Source organism: Blautia sp. Sow4_E7, assembly GCF_052116245.1.
Classification (GTDB): Bacteria; Bacillota; Clostridia; order Lachnospirales; family Lachnospiraceae; genus Blautia_A.
In genome coordinates, this window is record NZ_JBQKLL010000001.1 from 214,531 (window position 1) to 237,004 (window position 22,474).

General features: G+C 42.9%; 27 protein-coding genes and 1 pseudogene. 7 read left to right on the forward strand and 21 right to left on the reverse strand.

Translation table 11 applies throughout. The features are described 5' to 3' along the window. The first annotated feature begins 117 nt into the window (after positions 1 to 117). Entirely contained in the window at positions 118 to 570 is a 453-nt protein-coding gene (locus tag ACTQ50_RS00975; protein WP_441482565.1) for a MarR family winged helix-turn-helix transcriptional regulator, read from the forward strand. Next, positions 560 to 1,909 carry an MATE family efflux transporter gene (locus ACTQ50_RS00980; protein ID WP_441482566.1) on the forward strand — a complete coding sequence of 450 codons (1,350 nt, stop codon included), beginning with the start codon at positions 560 to 562 and terminating at the stop codon, positions 1,907 to 1,909. The genes ACTQ50_RS00975 and ACTQ50_RS00980 overlap by 11 nt, the downstream gene beginning before the upstream one ends. A gap of 242 nt (positions 1,910 to 2,151) precedes the next feature. On the opposite strand, the gene ACTQ50_RS00985 is transcribed toward ACTQ50_RS00980, so the two are convergent. The 12 genes and pseudogenes from ACTQ50_RS00985 to ACTQ50_RS01040 all read right to left on the reverse strand — a co-directional run bounded on the left by ACTQ50_RS00985 (position 2,152) and on the right by ACTQ50_RS01040 (position 11,547). Then, positions 2,152 to 3,543, reverse strand: coding sequence for an alanine/glycine:cation symporter family protein (locus ACTQ50_RS00985; RefSeq protein WP_441482567.1), 1,392 nt, complete (start codon positions 3,541 to 3,543; stop codon positions 2,152 to 2,154). Between the two features lie 296 nt (positions 3,544 to 3,839). Beyond that, positions 3,840 to 4,760: an inositol 2-dehydrogenase gene (iolG, locus tag ACTQ50_RS00990; protein WP_441482568.1), complete on the reverse strand. Its 921-nt coding sequence runs from the start codon at positions 4,758 to 4,760 to the stop codon at positions 3,840 to 3,842. Positions 4,761 to 5,146: 386 nt separating this feature from the next. Further along, positions 5,147 to 6,004: a KilA-N domain-containing protein gene (locus tag ACTQ50_RS00995; RefSeq protein WP_441482569.1), complete on the reverse strand. Its 858-nt coding sequence runs from the start codon at positions 6,002 to 6,004 to the stop codon at positions 5,147 to 5,149. Then, positions 5,994 to 6,200, reverse strand: a complete 207-nt coding sequence (locus tag ACTQ50_RS01000) for a helix-turn-helix domain-containing protein (protein ID WP_441482570.1) — start codon at positions 6,198 to 6,200, stop codon at positions 5,994 to 5,996. Before ACTQ50_RS01000 ends, ACTQ50_RS00995 begins: the two co-directional genes overlap by 11 nt. Before the next feature lie 69 nt (positions 6,201 to 6,269). Continuing rightward, on the reverse strand, positions 6,270 to 8,375 hold the full coding sequence (locus ACTQ50_RS01005; RefSeq protein ID WP_441482571.1) for a S8 family serine peptidase: 2,106 nt from the start codon (positions 8,373 to 8,375) through the stop codon (positions 6,270 to 6,272). 91 nt (positions 8,376 to 8,466) lie between these two features. Then, positions 8,467 to 9,066, reverse strand: a complete 600-nt coding sequence (locus tag ACTQ50_RS01010) for a YczE/YyaS/YitT family protein (protein ID WP_441482572.1) — start codon at positions 9,064 to 9,066, stop codon at positions 8,467 to 8,469. A 117-nt stretch (positions 9,067 to 9,183) separates the two neighbouring features. Next, positions 9,184 to 9,504: a GGDEF domain-containing protein gene (locus ACTQ50_RS01015; protein WP_441482573.1), complete on the reverse strand. Its 321-nt coding sequence runs from the start codon at positions 9,502 to 9,504 to the stop codon at positions 9,184 to 9,186. After that, positions 9,501 to 10,172 (reverse strand): hypothetical protein, encoded by a 672-nt coding sequence (locus ACTQ50_RS01020; protein WP_441482574.1) that lies wholly within the window; start codon positions 10,170 to 10,172, stop codon positions 9,501 to 9,503. The genes ACTQ50_RS01015 and ACTQ50_RS01020 overlap by 4 nt, the downstream gene beginning before the upstream one ends. Before the next feature lie 26 nt (positions 10,173 to 10,198). After that, positions 10,199 to 10,747, reverse strand: a complete 549-nt coding sequence (locus tag ACTQ50_RS01025; RefSeq protein ID WP_441482575.1) for a nitroreductase — start codon at positions 10,745 to 10,747, stop codon at positions 10,199 to 10,201. A gap of 1 nt (position 10,748) precedes the next feature. Continuing rightward, positions 10,749 to 11,027 (reverse strand): annotated as a pseudogene (locus ACTQ50_RS01030) (DapH/DapD/GlmU-related protein); the annotation flags it as partial. Next, positions 10,955 to 11,407 (reverse strand): hypothetical protein, encoded by a 453-nt coding sequence (locus ACTQ50_RS01035; protein ID WP_441482680.1) that lies wholly within the window; start codon positions 11,405 to 11,407, stop codon positions 10,955 to 10,957. The gene ACTQ50_RS01035 and the pseudogene ACTQ50_RS01030, both read right to left, overlap by 73 nt. Before the next feature lie 5 nt (positions 11,408 to 11,412). Further along, positions 11,413 to 11,547, reverse strand: coding sequence for a hypothetical protein (locus ACTQ50_RS01040; RefSeq protein ID WP_441482576.1), 135 nt, complete (start codon positions 11,545 to 11,547; stop codon positions 11,413 to 11,415). 62 nt (positions 11,548 to 11,609) lie between these two features. Here ACTQ50_RS01040 and ACTQ50_RS01045 point away from each other — a divergent pair, with 62 nt between their 5' ends. Further along, the gene (locus tag ACTQ50_RS01045; RefSeq protein WP_441482577.1) at positions 11,610 to 12,488 is read left to right on the forward strand and encodes an AraC family transcriptional regulator; all 879 of its coding nucleotides are present in this window, start codon (positions 11,610 to 11,612) and stop codon (positions 12,486 to 12,488) included. 28 nt (positions 12,489 to 12,516) lie between these two features. Here the strand turns inward: ACTQ50_RS01045 and ACTQ50_RS01050 are convergent, their stop codons facing one another. Continuing rightward, positions 12,517 to 13,698: an MFS transporter gene (locus tag ACTQ50_RS01050; RefSeq protein ID WP_441482578.1), complete on the reverse strand. Its 1,182-nt coding sequence runs from the start codon at positions 13,696 to 13,698 to the stop codon at positions 12,517 to 12,519. Between the two features lie 83 nt (positions 13,699 to 13,781). Between ACTQ50_RS01050 and ACTQ50_RS01055 the strand changes: the two genes are divergently transcribed. Next, the gene (locus tag ACTQ50_RS01055) at positions 13,782 to 14,084 is read left to right on the forward strand and encodes a helix-turn-helix transcriptional regulator (protein ID WP_441482677.1); all 303 of its coding nucleotides are present in this window, start codon (positions 13,782 to 13,784) and stop codon (positions 14,082 to 14,084) included. A gap of 16 nt (positions 14,085 to 14,100) precedes the next feature. On the opposite strand, the gene ACTQ50_RS01060 is transcribed toward ACTQ50_RS01055, so the two are convergent. The 4 genes from ACTQ50_RS01060 to ACTQ50_RS01075 all read right to left on the reverse strand — a co-directional run bounded on the left by ACTQ50_RS01060 (position 14,101) and on the right by ACTQ50_RS01075 (position 16,575). Further along, complete coding sequence (locus ACTQ50_RS01060; protein ID WP_441482579.1) at positions 14,101 to 14,484, reverse strand: winged helix-turn-helix transcriptional regulator; 384 nt, start codon at positions 14,482 to 14,484, stop codon at positions 14,101 to 14,103. 145 nt (positions 14,485 to 14,629) lie between these two features. Further along, a complete protein-coding gene (locus ACTQ50_RS01065) occupies positions 14,630 to 15,025 on the reverse strand; it encodes a pyridoxamine 5'-phosphate oxidase family protein (RefSeq protein WP_441482580.1) in 396 nt (131 codons plus the stop codon). 144 nt (positions 15,026 to 15,169) lie between these two features. Continuing rightward, positions 15,170 to 15,763 carry a nitroreductase family protein gene (locus tag ACTQ50_RS01070; protein WP_441482581.1) on the reverse strand — a complete coding sequence of 198 codons (594 nt, stop codon included), beginning with the start codon at positions 15,761 to 15,763 and terminating at the stop codon, positions 15,170 to 15,172. Positions 15,764 to 15,969: 206 nt separating this feature from the next. Continuing rightward, complete coding sequence (locus tag ACTQ50_RS01075; RefSeq protein WP_441482582.1) at positions 15,970 to 16,575, reverse strand: radical SAM protein; 606 nt, start codon at positions 16,573 to 16,575, stop codon at positions 15,970 to 15,972. Positions 16,576 to 16,739: 164 nt separating this feature from the next. Between ACTQ50_RS01075 and ACTQ50_RS01080 the strand changes: the two genes are divergently transcribed. Continuing rightward, on the forward strand, positions 16,740 to 17,063 hold the full coding sequence (locus ACTQ50_RS01080; protein ID WP_441482583.1) for a winged helix-turn-helix transcriptional regulator: 324 nt from the start codon (positions 16,740 to 16,742) through the stop codon (positions 17,061 to 17,063). Positions 17,064 to 17,185: 122 nt separating this feature from the next. Here ACTQ50_RS01080 and ACTQ50_RS01085 read toward each other — a convergent pair whose 3' ends face one another. Together ACTQ50_RS01085 and ACTQ50_RS01090 are read right to left on the reverse strand one after the other, a co-directional pair. Continuing rightward, positions 17,186 to 17,881, reverse strand: coding sequence for an MATE family efflux transporter (locus ACTQ50_RS01085; protein ID WP_441482584.1), 696 nt, complete (start codon positions 17,879 to 17,881; stop codon positions 17,186 to 17,188). 2 nt (positions 17,882 to 17,883) lie between these two features. Next, positions 17,884 to 18,111 carry an MATE family efflux transporter gene (locus ACTQ50_RS01090; protein ID WP_441482585.1) on the reverse strand — a complete coding sequence of 76 codons (228 nt, stop codon included), beginning with the start codon at positions 18,109 to 18,111 and terminating at the stop codon, positions 17,884 to 17,886. A 357-nt stretch (positions 18,112 to 18,468) separates the two neighbouring features. Here ACTQ50_RS01090 and ACTQ50_RS01095 point away from each other — a divergent pair, with 357 nt between their 5' ends. Next, on the forward strand, positions 18,469 to 19,830 hold the full coding sequence (locus ACTQ50_RS01095; protein ID WP_441482586.1) for an MATE family efflux transporter: 1,362 nt from the start codon (positions 18,469 to 18,471) through the stop codon (positions 19,828 to 19,830). Continuing rightward, on the forward strand, positions 19,827 to 20,321 hold the full coding sequence (locus ACTQ50_RS01100; RefSeq protein ID WP_441482587.1) for a nitroreductase family protein: 495 nt from the start codon (positions 19,827 to 19,829) through the stop codon (positions 20,319 to 20,321). The genes ACTQ50_RS01095 and ACTQ50_RS01100 overlap by 4 nt, the downstream gene beginning before the upstream one ends. A gap of 79 nt (positions 20,322 to 20,400) precedes the next feature. Here ACTQ50_RS01100 and ACTQ50_RS01105 read toward each other — a convergent pair whose 3' ends face one another. Together ACTQ50_RS01105 and ACTQ50_RS01110 are read right to left on the reverse strand one after the other, a co-directional pair. Then, positions 20,401 to 20,922 (reverse strand): CarD family transcriptional regulator, encoded by a 522-nt coding sequence (locus ACTQ50_RS01105; RefSeq protein ID WP_441482588.1) that lies wholly within the window; start codon positions 20,920 to 20,922, stop codon positions 20,401 to 20,403. Positions 20,923 to 21,081: 159 nt separating this feature from the next. Then, positions 21,082 to 22,446, reverse strand: coding sequence for an MATE family efflux transporter (locus ACTQ50_RS01110; RefSeq protein ID WP_441482589.1), 1,365 nt, complete (start codon positions 22,444 to 22,446; stop codon positions 21,082 to 21,084). Positions 22,447 to 22,474 lie beyond the last annotated feature (28 nt).

Consider the following 22,474-nt stretch of genomic DNA (forward strand, 5'->3'; position numbering starts at 1 on the left):
TATTTCTGTTTTTGTTTATTTTGTATAATTCATTTTTCTTGACAAATCACTCTCTCCTCCTTATAATTACCGTTGATAATTATCATTGATAACTATTTTTTTAGGAGTATGAACATTATGGATATTGAACTTGCAAAGCGGATGATGGATGCCTGTTACCAGGGGAAACGGATCCGTGATATGCTTCCGGCACTGCCGGAGGGTGTTTCCTCTTCTTTTATCCAGTATCTGGATGTGATTGAGACGCTGGAACGTCAGGGAATCCAGGTGAAGGTTTCAGATGTAAGCGATACCCTGGCACTGCCCAGACCTGGGGTAACCCGGACGATCAAGGATATGGAGTCAAAAGGCTATGTGAAAAAACTGTCTTCTTCAGAAGACAGACGTGTCACTTATCTGACCGCCACCGATGCAGGGAAAGCCCTGTCAGAAAAGTACAATACACAGTACTTTACTGCACTGTCCTCTTTTATGGACGATCTTCCCGAAGAAGACATCCGCTGCACCATCCGCACGATGGAAAAATTTTACAAGATCATGTGTGAAAGGAGAATCAACCTTGACAAGTGAAAAAAATGATTTTACACAGGGCAGCATTCTGAAAAAGCTTGCCTTATTTATGCTTCCCATTCTGGGAGCACTGGTGCTGCAGGCCGCTTATGGTGCTGTAGACCTTCTGGTGGTGGGACGTTTCGGCTCCACTTCCGGACTTTCCGCAGTTTCTACCGGCAGCCAGGTACTGAACCTGGTCACCTTCGTGGTCATCCAGACTGCCATGGGAATCACCGTTCTCATTGCCCGTTATCTGGGGGAAAAGAAGCCGGAACAGATTGGAGCTGTAATCGGCGGTGCTACAGTTGTATTCGCAGTTATTTCTGCCATCCTCTTTGTAATCATGGTTACCTTTGCCCGTCCCATCTCTGTGCTCATGCAGGCACCTGAGGAGGCGGTTGCCCTTACCACAAGCTATGTGAGGATCTGCGGAAGCGGTATTTTCTTTATTGTTGCTTATAATCTGCTTGCCGCTATTTTCCGTGGACTGGGAGACAGCAAGTCACCGCTGCTTTTCGTTCTGGTTGCATGTATTGTAAATATTTTCGGCGATCTGCTTCTGGTTGCAGGTCTTCATATGGATGCAGCAGGTGCAGCCCTTGCCACAGTTTTTGCCCAGGCTGTCAGCGTAGTCTGTGCGATCATTCTTTTGATAAAGAAGAAGCTTCCATTTACCATTCGCAGATCAGACTTCTGCTTTAACCCACAGTGCAAAAAGTTTCTGGGAATCGGTCTTCCCCTGGCGCTTCAGGAATTTCTTACACAGGTTTCCTTCCTTGCACTTTGCGCCTTCGTGAACCGCCTTGGTCTGGAAGCTTCCTCTGGTTATGGCGTTGCCTGCAAGATCGTAAACTTTGCCATGCTGGTGCCAAGTGCCCTGATGCAGTCCATGGCCTCCTTGGTTTCCCAGAACGTTGGCGCTGGCAAACCAAAACGTGCCAGACAGTCCATGTTCACCGGAATCGGGGTGGGACTTGTGTTTGGATGTCTGGTATTTGCACTTGTTATGTTTAAAGGGGATGTGCTTGCCGGACTTTTCTCCACCGATGCAGCAGTTGTCCAGAAGGGCTTTGATTACCTGAAAGGTTTTGCACCGGAAACCATTGTAACTGCTATCATGTTCAGTATGGTAGGTTATTTCAACGGAAACAATCAGACCGTCTGGGTGATGTTCCAGGGGCTGTTTCAGACGCTGCTGGTACGACTGCCAATGTCTTACTACATGAGTGTCCAGCCAAATGCAAGCCTGACAAAGATTGGTCTGGCTGCACCGACCTCTACTTTTGTGGGAATTATATTGAATACAATGTTTTTCATATATTTTAATAATAAGTTAAAGAAACAGGCGAAAGCATAATCCAATAAGGAGGTTCCCTCAATTTACCATAACGAGACAAAACACGCTCTGCGAGTTTTGCTCGTTATCGCGGCAATCGCCAAGATCTCATGCAAGCACGGACTTTTGCCCGTCACTCGCGTAAATATAAAAACCTCTCTGGGCTAAATCTTATGCACAGAGAGGTTTTTATAACAATATTATCTTTTTATATCATTTTCTTATATTATCCAGCCATTTTTATCATTTTCTACTCATAAATCTTATTTTTTCCTAATTTCCGGCTGGAATGCCTCAATGTCCTTCGCGATCTCCCCACTAAGCAGTAGCATACAGATCAGGTTTGGAATTGCCATCAGAGCATTGGCAATATCTGAGAAGTTCCATACCAGGCTAAGGGTCTGGGTACATCCTACGTAGACTACCAGGGAAAATACGATTCTGTAGATCATATTATATTTATGGCTGCCAAGCAGATACTCGAAAGCTTTTTCTCCATGATATTCCCAACCGAGAATGGTAGAAAATGCAAACAGTGTGATTCCAATGGTTACCAGCCAGCCTCCAGCTCCGCCAAGAACGGTTTCGAATGCGGCGATGGTTACGTCTGATCCTGTAAGCATATTTCCTGCTGCGTCTGTAGTTCCAAGCACACCGGAAGATGCGATTGCAAGTCCAGTGATCGTACATACTACTATGGTGTCCCAGAAAGTTCCGGTCATGTTTATGTAGCCCTGGCGAACCGGATTGTCCGTGGTGGCTGCTGCCGCTGTGATTGCTGCGGAACCCATTCCTGCTTCATTTGAGAAAACACCGCGGGCAACACCGTACCGCATGGCACTCATCATAGATGCGGTTATGGTTCCGCAAAGACCGCCGCCTACTGCTTTTGCGGAAAATGCCATTTTGAAGATCATGGCCAGTCCAGAGGGCAGATTGGAAATATTACCAAAGATTACAATAAGCCCACAGATCACATAAAAGATTGCCATAACCGGAACTACCACAGAAGAAACCTTGGATATGGATTTAATTCCGCCAACAATGATCAATAATGTTAATATTGTTATAATAATTCCAGAGATTTTCATTGGCACATGGAAGGTAGCGTGAAGTGCACTTGCAATGGAGTTTCCCTGGGTCATGTTTCCAATGCCGAAGGAAGCTACCACTGCAAAGAATGCGAAAAGCCATGCCAGAATCACACCTAAGGTTTTATTTTTCAATCCTTTTTTCATGGTATACATAGGACCGCCGCTCATCTCGCCTTTTGCATTTACTTCACGGTATTTGATGGCCAGCATGCACTCGCTGAATTTGGAAGTAATGCCGAATGCAGCTGAGATCCACATCCACACCAGAGCACCAGGTCCGCCGGAGACCATGGCCGTGGCAACACCAACAATGTTTCCGGTACCGATGGTTGCTGCAAGAGCTGTAGTCAGCGCAGAAAAAGGAGACACATCGCCTTCGCCTCTGCTCTTTGTACGGGCTTCTTTGCTGAGCGTACTTTTCAAGGCATAGCCCAGATTTCTCCAGGTAAGAAACTTTGTCCGGACTGTCAGAAATATTCCTGTTCCCACAAGCAGGATCAACATAACCGGTCCCCATACAAAATCATCAATCCTTGTTACGATCTCGTTTAATTGCTCCATAAGCATATCCTCCCTCTACAATTTTTGCACACACTGTGTGTAAACGCGTCCAGCGATTTTCCAGTTTTCATTCTTATTGCATTATTAGCACTTCTATCTCCCAACCCATTTCTGTATTTCGCTGGTTTTGACATAGTTTTTGTCTTGTTATCCCCTTAAAGACAAAAAAGAGCCATGTTTGAACAACATCGCTCGTTTTTGTGTGTGCATATTAAATTATGTGTAGTATAACCTCATATATGCCGGATTGTCAAGATAATTTATCTGACAATTTATTAACATAGCAAGAAGCTGCGCTAAATTTCTGAGATTTTCACCGGCCGGTGTTCTTCCAGGGATTTTTTCGCGGCAAGTCCCATACGCACAGCTTCCAGCCCGTCCACAATTCCAAGGGGTGTTTCTGTATCCTCCTGAATGGCGTTTACAAAGCTGCGAATCTCCTTTGCGTAAGCCTGCATGTAACGCTCCAGGAAAAAGTACAGTGGTTTTTCTCCGGTTACTCCATTTGCATTGCTGATCACTGCAGAAGAGGTGGTATCGTTAGATACGCTCACCATTCCATCAGCCCCGAAAACTTCAACCCTTTGATCATAGCCATAAACCGCCTTCCGGGAGTTATCTATGGCAACAAGGCTGCCATTTTCCATCTTCATGGTGATCACTGCGGTGTCCACATCTCCTGCTTCTCCAATAGCCGGATCTACCAGAACAGCTGCCTGCACGTAAATTTCTTCTGCATTGCAGCCAGCCAGGAAGCGTGCCATGTCAAAGTCATGGATGGTCATGTCCAGGAACATACCTCCGGATACTTTTACATAGTCGATGCTTGGCGGCTCCGGGTCTCTGGAGGTGATCCGAATAATATGCGGCTGACCGATTTCGCCCGCTGCCACAGCCTCTTGTACCGCCTGGAAATTGTGATCAAAATGTCGGTTAAATCCCACCTGATATTTCACCGGATGCTTTTCCAGGGCAGACATTACCTGCTTGATTTTCCCAATATCGTGATCCACCGGTTTCTCGCAGAATACATGCTTGCCAGCTTCAATGGCTTCGATTGAAATGGAGGCATGGGTATCTGTGGAAGAACAGATGAGAACCCCATCTATTTCCGGATCCGCCAGGGTTTTCACCTTTGCTCCCGGCACCTGAGTGCAAATGCTCTCCACATGCACTCTGCCGATTCTTCCAGCACCGATGATTCCTAAGTTGATCATGATGTTTTCCTCCTTTGCTATGGTTTGACACATCATATTATGTAGAAAAAATGCTTTGTTTCTATTATATATTTTTCGAATTACAGTTTCCAGATTAATTCGTTATATTTAGAAAAATAGTGTCAGGTAAATAGAATAGCCAGTTTCTCGTGATATCGCAAGAGCGGAATACTACGCAAGAAGTTTCCTTGATTATTAAGTAAAGTAGTCGAAATCGACCACTTTAGACCACGCTGATTATCATTGTCACATTCATTGCCATTATTTTTAAGTTCAACTGTTCAGACACCGTCTGAACGGTATCTTAAATAAAAAAATCCCTTTCCATAATTCTTGGTCAAATATGCGGACAATTCTTTTATAAGTGAAACTTAGCGAAACTAAAATTATATTTTCTCCAACTGATTCTCCTCCTCTAGCATTTTAATCTGCTCTGCAGTATTCAGAACATTCAGCTGATATTCGGCAATTTCCTGTAGAATTTTAAACCGTTCTTCTTTTTTCTTTCCTTCTTTAATCATCTGCGCATTATGAGATTCCAGATTGGAAAGCACTGTCAATTCATTGATAGTTGCAAAATCTCTGACATTGTTCTTTTTTGCTAACTCAGGATTAGCTTCTCTCCACGCTTTTGCTGTAAATCCAAACAATGCCACATTTAATATATCTGCTTCTTCTGCATATGCCAGCCATTGTAGGTTCTCCCTATAATTCATCTGCGGAATTAAATAATTTTTTACTGCGTCCGTCTGAATCAAATAATTGTTTTTAGTCAAAAAGCGCTTCGCATTCCACTCACTTTGCTCTAAATTAATTTCTTCTTCCTTCAATCGCTGGAATTCTTTTATTAAATATAGTTTAAAAACCGGACTAATTGCCGATGCAAATTCAAAAGCAATATCTTTATGTGCATATGTGCCACCATACTTTCCACGCTTTACATATAATCCTATAGCATCCGTTTTATTAATCCATTCCGAAACACTTGGTGTAAAAGTCAACAATCCGGCCTGTTTTTTAAAGTGTTCAGATTCGAACACTTTAAATTGGGGATTATATATTTGCTCCCATACTGATAAATATTCTAATGTACCACGATTTCTCAACCAATTTCGTACTACATCTGCCGCTCTGGAAGAATCCGATTTTACTTTTGCAATATCCGTAATACAAATATAATCATCCAGTTCTTGTTGTGAAATTGAAATTGGTACATCTTGTACATTAATTATTCTATTCTTCATCCACTTCTTCCTTTCCTGCAAAATTTCCCATTTTTATCCTGTATGCCAATAGTCTAAAAACATAATCTGGCATTTTTCTTGTTCCTCTTTCCCATTCCGTTACGGTTCTGTAAGGAATTCCGAAATACTCACAGAATTCTTTTCTATTCATTCCTGTACTTTCCCGTAATTCTTTCATTTTATCTTTTATTTCCATATTTCTTCCGCCTCTGCGTTTACACATTGTGTATATATCATAACATGCTTTTCCTATAAATACAATATTCTAATCCGGCAGACTACTTTCCACACACAACGCCCCCCATCCAGTCAAGTCATTGGGCAAATTTTCTATTCCAGGCAGGGGCTTTGCGCCGCGGCGGAGATAGGCTTTTAGTTTTTCGCCGTAGAGGTAGGGATCGTTTTGGCGGGTGATTCCCCATTCCATTAGGAGGGCGGCGGCGCCGGTGACGAAGGGGGTGGAAAAGGAGGTGCCGGTGAAGGCGGCGTAGCCTTCGCCGGAACGGGGCGCTATAATGTTTACGCCGGGAGCGACAAGATCGGGTTTCTGATAGGGGAGGGCGCGGCTGCCGCGGCCGGAGAAATCGGCGTAGGTGTTTTGGCGGGCGTCGTAGGCGCCGACGCTGATTACGCGCCTGGCGGTGGCTGGGATCGTGAGAGTTCCCTGGGGACGAGGAAGATAGAAGGCTGTGCCCGGATTTAGCGTTTTTCCTCCTGGAAGCCATAGGAAATATTCTCCACTTTTTATGTTTCTTGCAACTAGAATTATTTTCCAGACACCGCTGTCTACGTAACCATATTCCTGCGTTCTCAAATACTTCCTGTCCTTATTTTCTTTTCTCTCTTTCTCTCTTTCGCATACCTCAAAAATACTTTCTGCAAAATATGAGTCACAATTTGTGGGAGATTTTGCTCGGATGAGGGCGTCACCACGGGATCCAACAACTGAATTTGAACAAAATTTACCGCAAAGTGCGACATACAAATTGTTGGAATAATTATTCCTGCTTTTATTTTCCTGCGTTTCCACCTCCCCATCCCGCACCAGAAAATCCACATAAATCTCCTGCGTCACATGATATGGTGCTGGTTTTCCATAGTAAATCAGAAGTTCCGTATTTCCTGCCTGCCAGCGCTGGGCGCCCAGTGTTTCGTCTAAAGGACCTACGCGCTCTCCAGCTGGACTTTCCAGATAGATTTCCATTTCATCTTCGTAATCTTTCCAAAGCTGCACATTCAAGGTCGGCTCAAAGGCACCAACACCCAGCTCAATTTCCTGCGTCTCTCCAGTGGAAAGTTTTCCACCGTAGTGCAGTGCATCACTTCCATTGTTTCCCATCCCCACACAGATCACATTTTTCCCCATGCTGGACACGCTGTCCAGATAAGTTTCCACCAGAGAATCGCCTCTGTGTGAACCGTAATTATTTCCGAAGCTTAAATTAATCGCGATTGGTCTTCCTAGCCGCAGGGCCTGCCGAACCAGATAGTCTACGCCTTGCATCAGTTCTGTAGTTCTTGGAAAGGAGTCCTGCCTTGAAATTCCCATTTTCACAACCAGAAGGTCACTTTCATATGCCACTCCCCTGTTTACAGCACCAGGGGAAAAATCGCTGCCTGCTGCCACCCCCAGCACTGCGGTTCCGTGTCCGCTTACATCCTCAGACGGAACAAGGCGCCGTCCTTCCTGCACTGGGAGGGACAACGCCTCATTAATTTCCTCATTGGTATATTCAGTTCCTGTTGCATAGCCATCTGGCGGATTCCCTTGAATACTCTGATCCCACAAACGCAGGATCCTTGATTTTCCATCTGCTGTGAGAAATGCAGGATGGCGGTAATCCACGCCGGAATCCACAATTCCGATCAGCACGCCACGCCCACTCAGCTGCAGATTCCCTGGCTCGTCACGCTGTACCTGGGTAATACAGCTTGCCTCCTTGGAAAACAAATCTTCAAAGTAAAGACGGGTAGGCTTTTCTATAAATTCTATCTGGGGGCGCCGAGAATACTCATCCAGTATGTTCTCGGGGAGTGTCACGATGGCGTAGCCACCCAAGAGAGAAACCACAGAAATGCCGGGCCCGCCAAGTAGCGCCTTAGCCGAATCACCCAATTCGCCTTCTAACGCACCGTCAGTTTTTCTTCCCTGTTCACCATTCCTCGCATTTCCGATATTATCCGCTCCACCAGACCTTATCTCTCCAGCAGTCTCTGCACCAGCACTCCCAACCTCACTATATTTCACAATAATTTCCCACATCCGTGTCTGCTCATCATACCCCACATTCAGATTCCGCGATTTCTCCCGTTCCTCCTCTGTAGCATCCATTGCAAGATTCAAAAGATTATCCAGTTTCTGATCTGGCATATTTCCTCCATTTTACAGCGCATACATAGTCCGAATACATTCATTTTCAGTTTACTCGAATTCACTTTAAATAATGCCTCTGACCTCTTATTTACATTTTAAACACTTTCTTTGTTTTTGCCGCTGTAGCCTGAATAATAGGTCCCGAAACAATAATCGTTACAATTGTACACGCTCCAAACTTTCCCCCTAAAAAAATTCCTGCAGCCACCATCACAATATCCAGTATCATTCGCACCACTTTTACCTGCCAGCCGTTTTTTTCTGCAAGGGAAAAGGTTAATGCCTCATAGGAACCACGTCCTAGAGAAGCAGCTGCATAAAATCCCGTTCCCACTGCAAAAAGCACGATTCCCAACAACATAATCAGCACATTCACCCACAAATATGAACTGTACACATGTGCATTTGCAAACAAGTCAACACAGAGGCTATACACAATCTGATAAAGAATCGTACCGATATGTATCTGTGATCTGTCATAGAAAAATACAAATACGATCATAACGATGGCTACGATCATAGACACCAGACCTATACTTATATGAAATGTTCTGGAAATCCCCTGCCATAAAACAGCAAGGGTTGCACCTCCAAATCCTGCATACAATGCAAGGGTAATGCCATATGCTGCTATGATTGATCCAATTACGATGATGATTATTTTTTTCGTCCATTCTGTTTTACTCATTGTTATGGTCTCTTTTATCCCCTGCAAGGTTTTTCTCATATTATGTGCTTCTTTCCTATTGCGTACAAAATAGTAGATTTCTCTGCCTATAATGCAATGTAGATTTCTTAACTCCATTCAAGCATTGTTTTCATTTAAATTCTTACTACGCATTTTATCTTTATACATATTCTTATCAGCTCTATTAAACAAAGTCATAAATGTACACTGATTATAATCCGCAGAAAAAGCGCACCCATGCGCATAATTTATATCCAACTGGTCGCCGCTGTGATTCAATTTATTAAATCTCTTTACCTCTTCGTCAAGTTTTATATTTATCCTATTAATCTTTTCATTTGAAGCATTATATATAACAGCCATAAATTCATCGCCACCATATCTTCCAACAAAATCTTGCGCTGGAATGGTATTTCTTAAAAGATTTGAAAAATTCAATATAAACTGATCATTATGGAAAATTTTTCACAACTGCTTTTATTAGGAAGTCCCGTATGTAGATCTAAATAAGCTGTCTTTTCCAGTTGTTTGTTCATTCTTGTTACTCTTATAGAAAACATAGTTCTCTGTAAGATGATCAAAATAAGAAATGTCATATCAACAGCGGAAACCATCTCCAATATTCTTATATTTCGTGCAATTTTTTCGGAATATCTCTCTGCCGCTGAAACTGTATTATCGGCTAAGCCAAAATATACCTCACTCATATCAATGATATCCGTATTTTCGTAACCGCTGCTCCTGACTCTCTTTATTTCTTTTTTTAATTGTTCCCAATATTCCATCTGAACATCCAAATCACTCTGATAATCCTTATCATCAAGACTTACAAGATGATAACGCCCTTTTTCATATTTGAGCCCACTTAAAATATTATTCAGACGATCTATAAGATCATTATTGGGTTGATCTGCCATTTCAAGCTTTACCACTCTTTGAGTTGCTCCCCTTACAAGTCCTGCATAATTTATCACTCTTGCTGTGCCCTGAAGCTGGCTGATACGCAGCATCATCATTGATACAATTACAATTAAAATAAATATCATTGAACTTTGAACTATTGTACTTATCATTTTCAATGTTGAAATATGTTTATCCTTAACCATAAATCTATCTCCACATCTTATAAAACTTATATGTGAATAATATAATTCTCTTTTCTTTTTGCTGCTTTCAAATCCAATAAGTCCGGATATCCCAGTGCAATAGCTCCAACTCCTCTTAAAGACTCCGATAATCCCCATTCCTTAAGAAGCATCTTGCCTTTGACATTGTCAAAGATTTCCCGTTCTCTGTGTACCCATACTGAACCAAGACCAAGTGAGGCCGCTGCCAGCATCATATTTTCCAGCACACAACTGCCATCTTCTATAAATGTATTTGCATTTCCATCAGCCAAAACCAGCACAACAACTGGAGCACCATAATATGGATCATTTTCTGATCCCATAACTTCGGCATTTAGTTCCGCAATCTCTTTTCTATATTGCGGTGATGTGATTGCAATAATGATCGGTGACTGCTTTCCGCCACCTGTCGGCGCAAATGTTCCGGCTTCCAGAACTGCATTCAGAATCTCTTCTGGTATTGCATCTGCCTTGTAAGTCCGAATACTTCTACGCTCTTTGATAACATTTAATACTTCATTTGACACGCTTGCTGCCCTGTTTTTTGAGTCCATATTATTTTTCCTCCTGTCCGCATATGATATTCCACGCTTCCTCATCAATTTCTTTATTATGAAACTCTTTTCTTCTGTCATCTTCCGTGATTTTGCGGATCACGCGGCAGGGATTTCCGGCTGCGACGGACCAGTCCGGGATATCTTTTGTCACTACGCTTCCAGCTCCGATTACTACATTATTTCCGATGTGCACACCCGGGCAGACTACTGTATTTCCGCCCAGCCACACATTATCTCCAATTGTAACCTCTTTTCCATATTCAAACATGGGTTTTCTTCTCCAAGCAGGTTTCCAACAATAATACTTCCTCCATAGCCAAAACCAGTGCAGACACATACCAGCAGATTCTTTGTTATATTGGCGATAGAATTGGCTGCTTTACATTTTATATCTGCCAGTGAGATCCAAAGATTCTTTTTTCTGTGAAGCATACATACCGTAATAACCAGCCCGATTCCATTTGCAAGGACAGTAGCCAGCGCCGCACCTGCAATTTCCAATCTGGGAAATCCCAGATACCCGTAAATAAACATTGCATTTAATCCAATGTTCAGGCAGGCAACCACTACGCTGACCATCGTACATTTTCCCACATAGCCGCAATTTTTTAATACGCCCTGCAGCACCTGCAAAGCACCGGAAAATACATAAGACAAACCGATCAGTCTGAGATATTTTCCCCGATCGTAAGCGCCGTCAGGATCAGATTAAATACAAAGGTGATCTGGGAAGCAAGGGAATTTTTCTTCCATTTTTCCTCCTTTCCATATGCAATATAAAAATATACTTTTCTCATTGATTTTTATATCAAAATCAGCCATAATTATATAACAATCGTTCGAAAAGGAGCCGTTATTCATGGAAGTATGTCCCAACATAATTCTAAACTCAGACGCATCCGAAAATGTTGCCTATAATAATCCTGACTTTCCAGCATACATAAAAAAAGGACAGTTATCCAACTATCCTGATTTTCGTGCAGTCAGCCACTGGCATGACGATCTTGAATTTATACTGATCCTGGAGGGGCAAATGTCTTATGATGTGAATGGACAGAAGCTTTTGCTTCAGGAAGGAGAGGGAATTTTCGTAAACAGCCGCTACTTTCATTATGGTTATTCTGATGCCCATACAGAGTGTTTTTTTCTCTGCATTCTGTTATCTCCACAGCTTCTTTCCGTAAATGCGTATCTTGTGGAAAACTGTCTGAATCCACTGATACAGAATACCCACTTTCCTTATGAGAAATTAAGCCCGGCGATCCGATGGCAGAACTTGATCCTTCGTGATCTTGAAGGTCTTTATGAAAGTAATCTGGATCAAATACAGCCTTTTACGGTTCTGGAAAAATTTTCCCATATTCTGCAGCTGCTTTCTGAAAATATGGACACCTTCCCACAGCAGAATAAAAACACCGAGGACATTCTGGCTCTCACAGCCATGATGGGATATGTGCAGAAACATTATTCCAATAAAATTCTGCTGAAAGATCTCTCATCCGCCGGGAATTGCTGTAAGACCAAATGCACCTCTCTTTTCCAAAAGTATTTGTCCACCTCACCAATGCTGTATCTGAGCCACTACCGCTTGGAAAAGTCGATTTTTCTGCTTCGAAATACCGCCATGTCCATTACAGAGATCGCATATGCCTGTGGATTTTCAAATACCAGTTATTTCTGCGAACTTTTCCATGAACGGTATGGGATTTCACCGGGGAAATACCGGACCAAACTATAAAACTTCAAGTTTTCATCAATATCTGTTGTTATTTTTTCTCAACCTTCACTTTTCCCAGAAGAAAAACCATCACCAGCAGCACCACCGGGAAAATCAGGCCAACGCCCATGCCCACGCGGATATTGTCTCCAGCGTTCTGGGTCACACGGCCCACGATTCCAGGGCCTATGCTGCCTCCAAGGTCTCCGGCCATGGCAAGAAGGGCGAACATGGCGGTTCCGCCTGCGGGGAATTTCTTAGAAGAGATACTGATGGTACCTGGCCACATGATTCCAACGGAAAATCCGCAGACAATACAGCCGATCAGTCCTGCTGCCGGATTGGAGGACAGGGAAGCAAGAACATAGCAGAATACGCACAAAATTCCAGATCCTGCCATAAATTTCGTCAGATCCATTTTATCTCCGTATTTTCCAAAGATCACACGGCTGATTCCCATCATGATGGCAAACATACAGGGACCTGCCAGGTCTCCGATGGTCTTGGACAGTCCAAGCGCCGCCTCCGCATAGGCAGATGCCCACTGGGACATAGACAGCTCTGACGCGCCGGAACACACCATCAGGCACACCGCGATCCAGAATACCGGCTTGCGAAACAGCTCCCCGATCTTCATCCCTTCCCCTTCGTCTACCAGATGCTCAATAGGACAGGTAGCAAAATTGTAAACATTAATGGCGGGAACGATTGCCCACAGAATAGCCAGCCATTTCCAGCTGTCCATTCCGAAAACTGCGAAAAACAGGGTGGAAACTGCAATGGTTCCTACAGAGCCCCAGCAGTAGAAGGAATGAAGAAGGCTCATAGTCGCCTCTTTGTTCTCAAAAGGACAGGCTTCTACAATAGGACTGCAAAGCACTTCGATCAGTCCGCTTCCAACGGCATATACAATAACACTGATGATAATTCCCACAAAAGGATCTGGCAAAAGGTCTGGAAGAAATGCCAGCCCCACCAGTCCTAAAGCAGAACTGATCTCAGAGGCCACAATGCACACACGATATCCGATCTTGTCCACAAACCGGGCACAAAACAGGTCGATCAGCAGCTGGGTAAAGAAAAAGCAGGTAGAGATCAGTGCAATATTTCCAAGGGAAATATTATAATCTGTGTGAAATTTCAGGAACAGCAGCGGCGCAAAATTGGCTGCTATGGCCTGGGTGATACAGCCCAGATAACAGGCTCGTTTGGTTTTCTGGTAAGTCGGCATGATTGGCTCTCCTTTTTCTCTTTGAAGAAGATTTTTTGTTATACTATATAATACAACAAAACATGTTTTAACTCCAGCTGATGATGCAGTTTATTCACGAAAATTACAGGAAAAACCTTTCCCTGGATGAAATCGCTTCACAGGCTATGCTCAGCAAAAGCTCTGCTTTAAATCTTTTTCGTAATTACCTGCACATCACGCCGGTCAATTATCTCATAAACTATCGGCTGAAACAGGCTGCCCTTCTGCTTTCCCATACAGAGAAAAAAGTCAGCACCATTTCAGCCGAAACAGGTTTTCACAATATAGATTATTTTTGCAAAGCCTTCAAAAAGCACTACCAGGTGACTCCTGGGGAATATCGGGAAGAAAAGCGGGATAAATAGCTGCTGCTCGAACAGACTATCTATGATGGTCACATTTCTGGCACTGGACCATTTCGTTTTCGCTGTCTTCCTTATAGAAAACATCGGACCACTGACAAATGCTCTGCAAAATGGGGACAACGGATTTTCCCTTTTGAGTCAGGGAGTATTCCACTTTCGGGGGAATTTCGTCGTAAGATTTCCGGTCAATGATTCCGTCTTCGATCAAGTCTTTTAAGGTTGCGGCCAGAACCGCGTCTGTTATGTTATACATTTCCTTCCGGATTTCGTTGTAGCGCAGCCGCCCATTGGCTGACAGCACGCATATAATGCGGGATTTCCATTTGCCGCCAAATATTGCAAGGCCGTATTCAAGGGGACAGCGTATATCGTCTTCTAATTTTTTCTTGTATCTTGCCATAAAAAATCACCTTCAAGCGTTATTTTATATCATTATAGCCTGAAGGTGATCTTTTTTGAAGTTACTATGAAATTTATTAGTGTGATGTATAGTCAAATATTTATGGTTTACTCCGTAACCAGTAACCACTTAACAGTGATTTAAGTTAAATTTCTTTTTTATTATCTGCGCCAGGTGTGGTAACAATTACCTGGGAAGGTGTAATAACAAGTGCTCCTTTTGCGGTAGCCGCACCATTGAACATTTTCTCCACCATAGCCTTAAAGGTGTCAACAACAGCTCCTTCTGTTACATATTCAGCGGTTCCCTTGATCTGGTAACCTTCAAGGATCTGTGCATCATATACAGAGATTGCGATTTTTCCTTTATTGGCTTTGATGTTGTTTAATGTTGTCTCAAAGAAAACATCTCCCACAACCAGCTTGCCATCCTCTGTAACATCCTTAAATGCAACCGGAACTACATTTGGCTCTCCATCTGCACAGGTTGCAAGATCCCACATACCATTTTTTAATAATTTGATAACTGATTCGTTTAACATAACATATACCTCCAAATTTTTTCTGTATTGAATGATTTGATGCTCTTATGTTAACGAATCCGCTTCTGTTTTGGAAGATATTAGCAAAATTATAAGTCACTATTCATTTTCATAGTTTAACATTTGCCAGCCTTTCCTCCCTGTCTAAAATCGCAGAATACGTTTTTCTTTTCTTGGTTTCGCCATCGGGTGTTTATCCTCTTTTCTTGGATAGCCTAGGAGTAATTGCATAACCGCATAATATCCGTTCGGAATATCCCATTTCTTCAATATTTCCTGTCCAAATGGGTCTGCAAAAGCAGTCCAGCCCTGACCAATATAGCAGGAACCCACCCCAAGTGAAGTTGCCATAAGCATCATATTCTCAGCTGCAACCGCACAGTCCTCTACAGAAAAAAGGAAGTTTCTTGGTGCAAACATTGTGATAACAATTGGGGCGTCGTAAAAAGCATTGATAAGCTTAGGATCATCCACAATGCTTGGCTGTTCTTTTGACACATAGCTTGTGGCAGTTGACATACGAAAATTAGAATTAGCCCGTTTGATTTTGCCTAGCTTTTCGTTTACCTCTTTATCCTGGCAGACTGCAAATATGACGCCCTGCCGCCCACCTGCACTTGGCGCGTACACGCCAGCCTGCAAAATCTGTTCCAGCTCATCCTCTGCAATCTGTTTTCCCTCAAAACGACGGATTGCACGACGATACATAATTGTTTTCATTACTTCATTTTCAGTCATAATCAGACAACCTCCTTCCAACACTGTGGATCTGCTGCATAAAAGTTTCCATCTTTGCCGCTTGCTACCGCAGGACAGCCCCGGCAGAATGCCAACAGTTCGCATTTTGAACATTTTTCAAATTTTGTATAATCCCTGTATTGCTCCATCTGGCTGATCTACACATCGGCAAGTCTGTCCGTAAAAACATTTGCATCTTTGCTGTTCTAGACACGCCGGCAGGCATAAATATCACCGTTTGGAAGGATGGTCAGGTGACAGTTTCCGCAGTTGCATCCACCATAAATCATTCCCGCTTCTGCATTTTGCGGAATATGAAATGCTCCTGTTTCGTATTCATAAAGCGTCCACAAATGATCTTTTTTATTGAAATATGTTTTGCATCCAGCAGCTTCATACTCTTTGAATTTCTGGTCGCACTCAGCCAATAACTGCCTGTAGCGAAGCGGCTCAATATTCGTATCCTTTTCTTCACTGGTGGGACAGTAACGTGCAAATGCGTATACATTTACTCCTGCCTTTACGACTGCATCAATGATTCCCGGTTTGCGGAACCAGTCATGGGTTTCCCGTAAACCGTCAATGGAAAGCTGATGTTTTTCACAGCCATACTCTTTCAAGCGCTGACAAACTTCATCTGTTAAATGAAATGGATTTCCCAGAATAGTAAAAGAGATATGATGCTCTTTCATCAGTTCCAGCAGTTTCCAGAAATCCGGGTGCAGGATCGGGTCACCGCCTGTAATATAGAAATACGGGATTCTATGATAAACTTCACAAAAGTCCAGACAATTATAAAAGGTGTCCTGCATTTGTTCCCAGCTCATGGAATCCAGTTTTTTGCAGTTATTTTCCGAAAAAATATAACCTTGGGGGGTACACCTAGGTTACAAAAAAGTAACCTATTGCCCTGATTCGGATGTTACATTATAATTGAATATAACATTTGAAATGAAACTGATGGGAGGTTTTATGTATGGTAACAAAAGACGAAATGCCAGCCTGTCCGGTGGCCACAACAGTTTCTTTGATCGGAAGTAAATGGAAACTGTTAATTATGAGAAATCTGCTTGCCCGTCCCTGGCGTTTTAACGAATTGAAAAAAGACCTGGAAGGAATCAGCCAGAAAGTCTTAACCGACAGTCTGCGTTCTATGGAAAATGATGGTATTATCAAAAGAACTGTGTATGCAGAAGTTCCGCCAAGAGTTGAATACTCACTTAGTGAACTTGGAGAGTCCTTGCGTCCGATCATTAAGTCTATGGAAGAATGGGGAATCTCATATAAAAATAATCAATAACCAGCAAAAAACAGGAAGATACTTTCGCCCAAAAGCTCTTCCTGTTTTTTCGTCTTAATAATATCTCCAGTCTTTCACATAACATCGGATTCCGATTTATAGAAATACTTTTTCAAACACCTTTAAGTTTTATCCACCAGTTTCTTCCGATAATACCTGTAAAACAAAGTTCCCGTGGTACAGACTGCCGCGAAATCTGCAATCGGCTCTGCCAGAAATGCTCCGATGGTGGGAACCGGGACAATATGAGGTAAAAGAAATATCAGCGGAATGAGCAGAATAATTTTTCTCCATATGGTTAAAAATATAGCAGTTTTTGCCTGGTCAAGAACTACGAAACTATACTGGCATGCAACCTGGATCCCGTAAATGCAAAGCAGACAAAGATAGGTCCGAAGGGGTGTTACAGAGTATTCTCTAAGCGCTGTATCGTTTGTGAATATTCCAATCACGCTCTCTGGAAAAAGCATGCATGCGCCCCATATCATACAGCTTCCTGCAATACAGGAAAACAGAAGATATTGAAAGGTTCTCCTGACGCGGGCGGTAAGACCTGCTCCAAGATTATAGCTTAAAACGGGCTGCGCTCCCTGCACCAGTCCGGGCAATAAAAGCATGACAAACTGCATCACGGAATTTAATATGCTCATTGAGGCAACCGCCATGTCTCCTCCATAACGCTGAAGCACTGTGTTAAAGCTGATTGCCACCATATTTTCCGTTATCTGCATGAGGGCCGGAGAGGTTCCCATAATGCGCTCTGCCAGTTTCTTATTGTTTTTCCCAAGCGCAATGGCAGCCTTTGGTGCACCGCCCATACTCACAAGTGCGGCAAATGCAGATAAAAAAAGATCACAGGTGTTGTTACACCAAGCCCTGCAAGTGCCTCTGCCCCCACATTTTCCATATGACCAATAAACATTTTATCTACCAAATTGTATAAAATATTGATCAACTGGGATAAAACCGCTGGAACTGCCATTTTTATGAACAATGGACCAATTGGCATTGTTTCAAGTATATTGGAATCCGTATTTTTGTTTTCCATAATAGCTTCACCTCTTGCTCCATTATAATAAAATGCAGCAGGGACTTGAAGTTACTAGGAAATTTATTAGCGAAAATAAAGTTACTGTTCACTCCGTTCACAGCAACATGCTTCGCGATGCACAGAAATCATACATTCGCATGATTTCCACTAAATTTTTCTTGCATTTCCTGTTCTTCTTCGTTTATAATATCCCTGTAAAAATAATAAAAGTAACAAAAGCCGGCTTATAGAAGCGTGAAATCATGAGGATTTGCTTGTCCTCACGGGTTTCACGCTTATTTTTTTTGCAATGGGAAGTTCTTATTGCTGCAAACTGCCGGACAGGATTCTTTTACACTACCCTAAGGAGGTCTTATGAACACCCAAAACAAACTGGCAGAAATGCCAATCCGTCCTTTGCTGTACACAATGGCAGTTCCGTTAATGCTGTCCTTGCTTGTACAATCACTTTATAATATTGTTGACAGTATTTTTGTCGCTAAACTATCTGAAACTGCACTGACTGCTGCGTCACTGGTATACTCGGTTCAGTTTTTGATGATTGCAGTAGGTGTAGGAACTGCTGTCGGGCTGAATGCCCTGCTTTCCAGAAAAATTGGGCAGCATAAGTCAGAAGAGGCATGTCAGGCTGCTACTACCGGACTTTTTCTCATGCTTATTACAGCCCTTGTCTTTTCCCTGGCAGGTATTTTTTTCTCAGATAGCATTGCTGCCAAAATGACATCAGATCCAGAACTGAGAGAGCTTTGCCAGCAATATCTCTCTATCAATCTTGTTTACTGCTGGGGAATTTTTCTGCAGACTTATGGACAGCGATTATTACAGGCTGTGGGAGACACCGTTTTATCTATGATTTCCCTGATCATAGGAGCGATTTTGAATATTATCCTTGATCCTATTATGATCTTCGGTCTGCTTGGATGCCCTGCAATGGGAATCCGGGGTGCGGCAATTGCAACTGTTATTGGCCAGATGGTAGGGGCCGTTGCAGCCCTGCTGTTCAATCGGTTCAAAAATCCGGTAATCCATGTGCGTCTGAAAAATTATCATTTCAGCTGGCAGGATGTAGCAGATATTTACCGCGTGGGACTTCCCACTATCATTATGCAGGCAATTGGAAGCGTTATGACTTTTGCAGTAAACAGCATTCTGCTTCACGTTTCTACAACCGCAGTTGCTTTCTTTGGCATTTATTATAAACTGCAAAATTTCCTGATGATGCCCATCAATGGTCTGGGACAGGCTGCAATTCCCATTGTTGGATATAATTATGGAGCGGAAAAAATCCAGCGCGTACAGCAGACATGGAAGGTTTTGCTTCCTACAGGAGCTGTCATTGCCCTGTTGGGAACCGTTATCTTCTGGTGTTTTCCTGGAAAACTACTGCAATTATTTTCCGCCAGCCAGGAAATGCTCACACTGGGAGTTCCTGCACTTAGAATCATCTCTGTTTCCTTTGTTCTGGCTTCCATCACAATACTGTGCGGATATTTCGCTTCCGGACTTGGAAACGGCGTGATCAACATGGTCAGCGCCGCCATCCGCCAGCTGGTTTTACTGGTGCCATGTCTCTGGATTTTTATAAAAACCTTTGGCATTTCACAGGGCTGGTATGCATTCTGGATTGCAGAGACCATCGCCTGCATTTACAGTTATTGCATGTCACATAAATTATTAAAAACAATTTCATCATTTAAATTGGAGGTAAAAAAATGAACCAAATCTTTCACAGAACAAGTATCAGAAATTATTTAGACAAACAGGTTGAACCAGAGAAAATAGACCAGATGCTTCGGGCAGCTATGGCTGCCCCATCCGCTGGGAATCAACAGCCATGGGAATATTATGTTGTCACCGATTCTTCCATCCTGGAAAAGTTAGCGAAAACAAGTCCATATGCAGGATGCACAGCGTCCGCTCCTCTGGCATTCGTAGCTTGTTACAGAAAGACATGTAAAATGCCTGAATACGCTCAGATTGACCTGAGCGCATCTGTTGAAAACCTTCTGCTAGAGGCTGATTCACTTGGTCTTGGCGCTGTATGGCTTGGAATCGCTCCGTTGGAGGAACGAATGGAAGCCGTCCGAGGTGTGCTGCAAATCCCGGATAATTTAACTGCATTTGCCATCATCCCCTGTGGCTATCCTGAATCTGTACATCCACAACAGGAACGCTTTGATTCCAAACGAGTCCATTATATTTTATAATTCGAAGTTCAAAAAGGGCGTGAACCTCTTCTAATTTGATTCACGCCATCATTTTATGCCTTATTAAACACATTTCTTTTTAATCTTTCTGCCTGCTTTTGTTTATATAGTCAACTATCGTTTCACAAACTTCCTGTTTCGGTTTGCCGAGTGCAGCTCCCAGTTCCATATATAGCAGATTCTCTGCAACCTGAAAATATCTGGCGTCTGTTGCGGTGCACTTTTTTCCCTGGGACAGCCTTTTCTGTTTCCGCTGGTAGATCATTTTTATAATGGCAACTAAAGCTTCGGGATCATTTGCTTTTACCGCTTCTTTGTATTTCTGCTCTCGCATTTTCTCGTTGTCTGTCCAGGCTGTGGGAATTTCGGGAATCCGCTCTATTAAATCCCAGGCTTCGTCTTTTGTCAGGCATAACCTAAGTCTTGAGACCTGACTGGAAACAGGAACATAGATTTTTTCCTTTTCATCTTCTATGGGTTTCATTAAATAGTACAATTTATCGTTCTTTTCGTCCTGAGGACTGGGATATAAAATGTCCTCTATTTCACATATGCCAGTAACCGGTTTGCTGACAAAATCTCCAACTTCATATTTCTGCATGTATGCCTTCTCCCCGCATTCCTTTCATAAAAGCGGACAGCATCTAGGCTGCTTTCCTGCAACGCTACGCTGTCCGCTGTTATTTTTATTATAAAACTAATTTTTCCCTTTTTCAAAAGTGATTTTCAACAAAAATATGTTCTCTTTATTTAGGCATTATTACAATGTATTTACCTTATTTTTTCTGATTCTTTTCAAGAATATATGTCCCACCAGGCATGCAACTGCTTCGGTAATCGGGAAGGCCCACCAGATTAGAAAGACTCCCATCTGACCGTTTCTAACAGGGATGGAAAAAATTCCTGCCAGTGGTAAGATAATCACAAGCTGTCTTAAAAGGGAAATCACCAGTGATTCCAACCCGCTATTTAATGCCTGATAAATTCCCTGGTATGCCACATTGATTCCTGCAAACAGGAAGCTGATGGAAATGATCCGCATGGCACTGATAAAGAATTCTCTGGAAGATCCGGCATTGAACAGGGTGGCAAATGCGCCCGGGAAAATCTCGGTGATTGCGATGCCGAGGATCATTAATGCGATGGTATAGGTGATGCCGTATTTGATTCCATCCTGGATTCGCTTTTTGCTGCGCATTCCATAGGCAAATGCAACGATCGGCGTGATCGCATCTCGGAGGCCAAAGGCGAGGAACAGGACGAACTGCTGGACTTTATAGAATAATCCATAAGCAGTCTGGGCAGATGGATTAAATTTCAGGATCAGGTTCATCATATAAACCATAATGGACATCAACGCCTGGGCAATGATGGCCGGAAGTCCAATTGCGTAGATTTCTTTTATGATTCTGCCATCTGGCTTCATGTATTTTGCGCCGTGCTCAAATTCTCTGTTCAGCTTCATATGGAAAATAAACAATAACACTGCGGATGCCACCTGACCAATGACAGTGGCGTATGCCGCACCTTTTACGCCCATTTCCGGGACCGGTCCCAGACCATAGATCATAATCGGGTCGAGAATAATGTTAATAACTGCACCGGCGATCTGTCCGATTGTGGAATACAGGGAACGTCCTGTTGCCTGCAATAACTTTTCAAATAAAGAAAAGAAAACGATTCCAAAGGAAATCACACAGCATATTCTCAGATAGGATACGCCCATCTCCAGCACTTCTGCATCTACTGTCTGGGATGAAATATATGCTTTTACCCCGAAGATACCGAACAATAGACATACTGCGTAAATAACAACACCAAGCAACAGACTGTTCCCTGCTACTTTTGCTGCCTTTTTGCTGTTCCCCTGTCCCAGTGTTCTTGCCAGAAGCGCATTGGTTCCCACTCCGGTTCCGACTCCAAGCGCTACCATAAGCATCTGGATAGGAAATACCAGCGTCAGCGCATTCAACGCCGCCTCACTTCCAACTCTCATATTTCCTACGAATGCACTGTCCACAATATTGTAGACCGCCTGTAATGCCATAGATAAGATCATGGGGATTCCCATCTGGATCATCAGCTTATTCACTGGCATGTCCTTCATTTTGTTACTCTCTGCCATTTTGTTATTACTCCTCTCTTTTCCGCAT

What these genes read in the sequence shown, in the direction of transcription:
- ACTQ50_RS01075 (WP_441482582.1), bottom strand. Translation starts at nt 16,575, where the DNA reads ATGCAGGACACCTTTTATAATTGTCTGGACTTTTGTGAAGTTTATCAT.
- ACTQ50_RS01055 (WP_441482677.1), top strand. Translation starts at nt 13,782, where the DNA reads ATGCAGTTTATTCACGAAAATTACAGGAAAAACCTTTCCCTGGATGAA.
- ACTQ50_RS01045 (WP_441482577.1), top strand. Translation starts at nt 11,610, where the DNA reads ATGGAAGTATGTCCCAACATAATTCTAAACTCAGACGCATCCGAAAAT.
- ACTQ50_RS01065 (WP_441482580.1), bottom strand. Translation starts at nt 15,025, where the DNA reads ATGTTAAACGAATCAGTTATCAAATTATTAAAAAATGGTATGTGGGAT.
- ACTQ50_RS00995 (WP_441482569.1), bottom strand. Translation starts at nt 6,004, where the DNA reads ATGAAGAATAGAATAATTAATGTACAAGATGTACCAATTTCAATTTCA.
- ACTQ50_RS01050 (WP_441482578.1), bottom strand. Translation starts at nt 13,698, where the DNA reads ATGCCGACTTACCAGAAAACCAAACGAGCCTGTTATCTGGGCTGTATC.
- ACTQ50_RS00985 (WP_441482567.1), bottom strand. Translation starts at nt 3,543, where the DNA reads ATGGAGCAATTAAACGAGATCGTAACAAGGATTGATGATTTTGTATGG.
- ACTQ50_RS01090 (WP_441482585.1), bottom strand. Translation starts at nt 18,111, where the DNA reads ATGGAAAACAAAAATACGGATTCCAATATACTTGAAACAATGCCAATT.
- ACTQ50_RS01000 (WP_441482570.1), bottom strand. Translation starts at nt 6,200, where the DNA reads ATGGAAATAAAAGATAAAATGAAAGAATTACGGGAAAGTACAGGAATG.
- ACTQ50_RS01070 (WP_441482581.1), bottom strand. Translation starts at nt 15,763, where the DNA reads ATGACTGAAAATGAAGTAATGAAAACAATTATGTATCGTCGTGCAATC.
- ACTQ50_RS01020 (WP_441482574.1), bottom strand. Translation starts at nt 10,172, where the DNA reads ATGGTTAAGGATAAACATATTTCAACATTGAAAATGATAAGTACAATA.
- ACTQ50_RS01005 (WP_441482571.1), bottom strand. Translation starts at nt 8,375, where the DNA reads ATGCCAGATCAGAAACTGGATAATCTTTTGAATCTTGCAATGGATGCT.
- ACTQ50_RS01060 (WP_441482579.1), bottom strand. Translation starts at nt 14,484, where the DNA reads ATGGCAAGATACAAGAAAAAATTAGAAGACGATATACGCTGTCCCCTT.
- ACTQ50_RS01095 (WP_441482586.1), top strand. Translation starts at nt 18,469, where the DNA reads ATGAACACCCAAAACAAACTGGCAGAAATGCCAATCCGTCCTTTGCTG.
- ACTQ50_RS01080 (WP_441482583.1), top strand. Translation starts at nt 16,740, where the DNA reads ATGGTAACAAAAGACGAAATGCCAGCCTGTCCGGTGGCCACAACAGTT.
- ACTQ50_RS00975 (WP_441482565.1), top strand. Translation starts at nt 118, where the DNA reads ATGGATATTGAACTTGCAAAGCGGATGATGGATGCCTGTTACCAGGGG.
- ACTQ50_RS01025 (WP_441482575.1), bottom strand. Translation starts at nt 10,747, where the DNA reads ATGGACTCAAAAAACAGGGCAGCAAGCGTGTCAAATGAAGTATTAAAT.
- ACTQ50_RS01040 (WP_441482576.1), bottom strand. Translation starts at nt 11,547, where the DNA reads ATGAGAAAAGTATATTTTTATATTGCATATGGAAAGGAGGAAAAATGG.
- ACTQ50_RS01100 (WP_441482587.1), top strand. Translation starts at nt 19,827, where the DNA reads ATGAACCAAATCTTTCACAGAACAAGTATCAGAAATTATTTAGACAAA.
- ACTQ50_RS01085 (WP_441482584.1), bottom strand. Translation starts at nt 17,881, where the DNA reads ATGGGCGGTGCACCAAAGGCTGCCATTGCGCTTGGGAAAAACAATAAG.
- iolG (WP_441482568.1), bottom strand. Translation starts at nt 4,760, where the DNA reads ATGATCAACTTAGGAATCATCGGTGCTGGAAGAATCGGCAGAGTGCAT.
- ACTQ50_RS01105 (WP_441482588.1), bottom strand. Translation starts at nt 20,922, where the DNA reads ATGCAGAAATATGAAGTTGGAGATTTTGTCAGCAAACCGGTTACTGGC.
- ACTQ50_RS01010 (WP_441482572.1), bottom strand. Translation starts at nt 9,066, where the DNA reads ATGAGTAAAACAGAATGGACGAAAAAAATAATCATCATCGTAATTGGA.
- ACTQ50_RS01110 (WP_441482589.1), bottom strand. Translation starts at nt 22,446, where the DNA reads ATGGCAGAGAGTAACAAAATGAAGGACATGCCAGTGAATAAGCTGATG.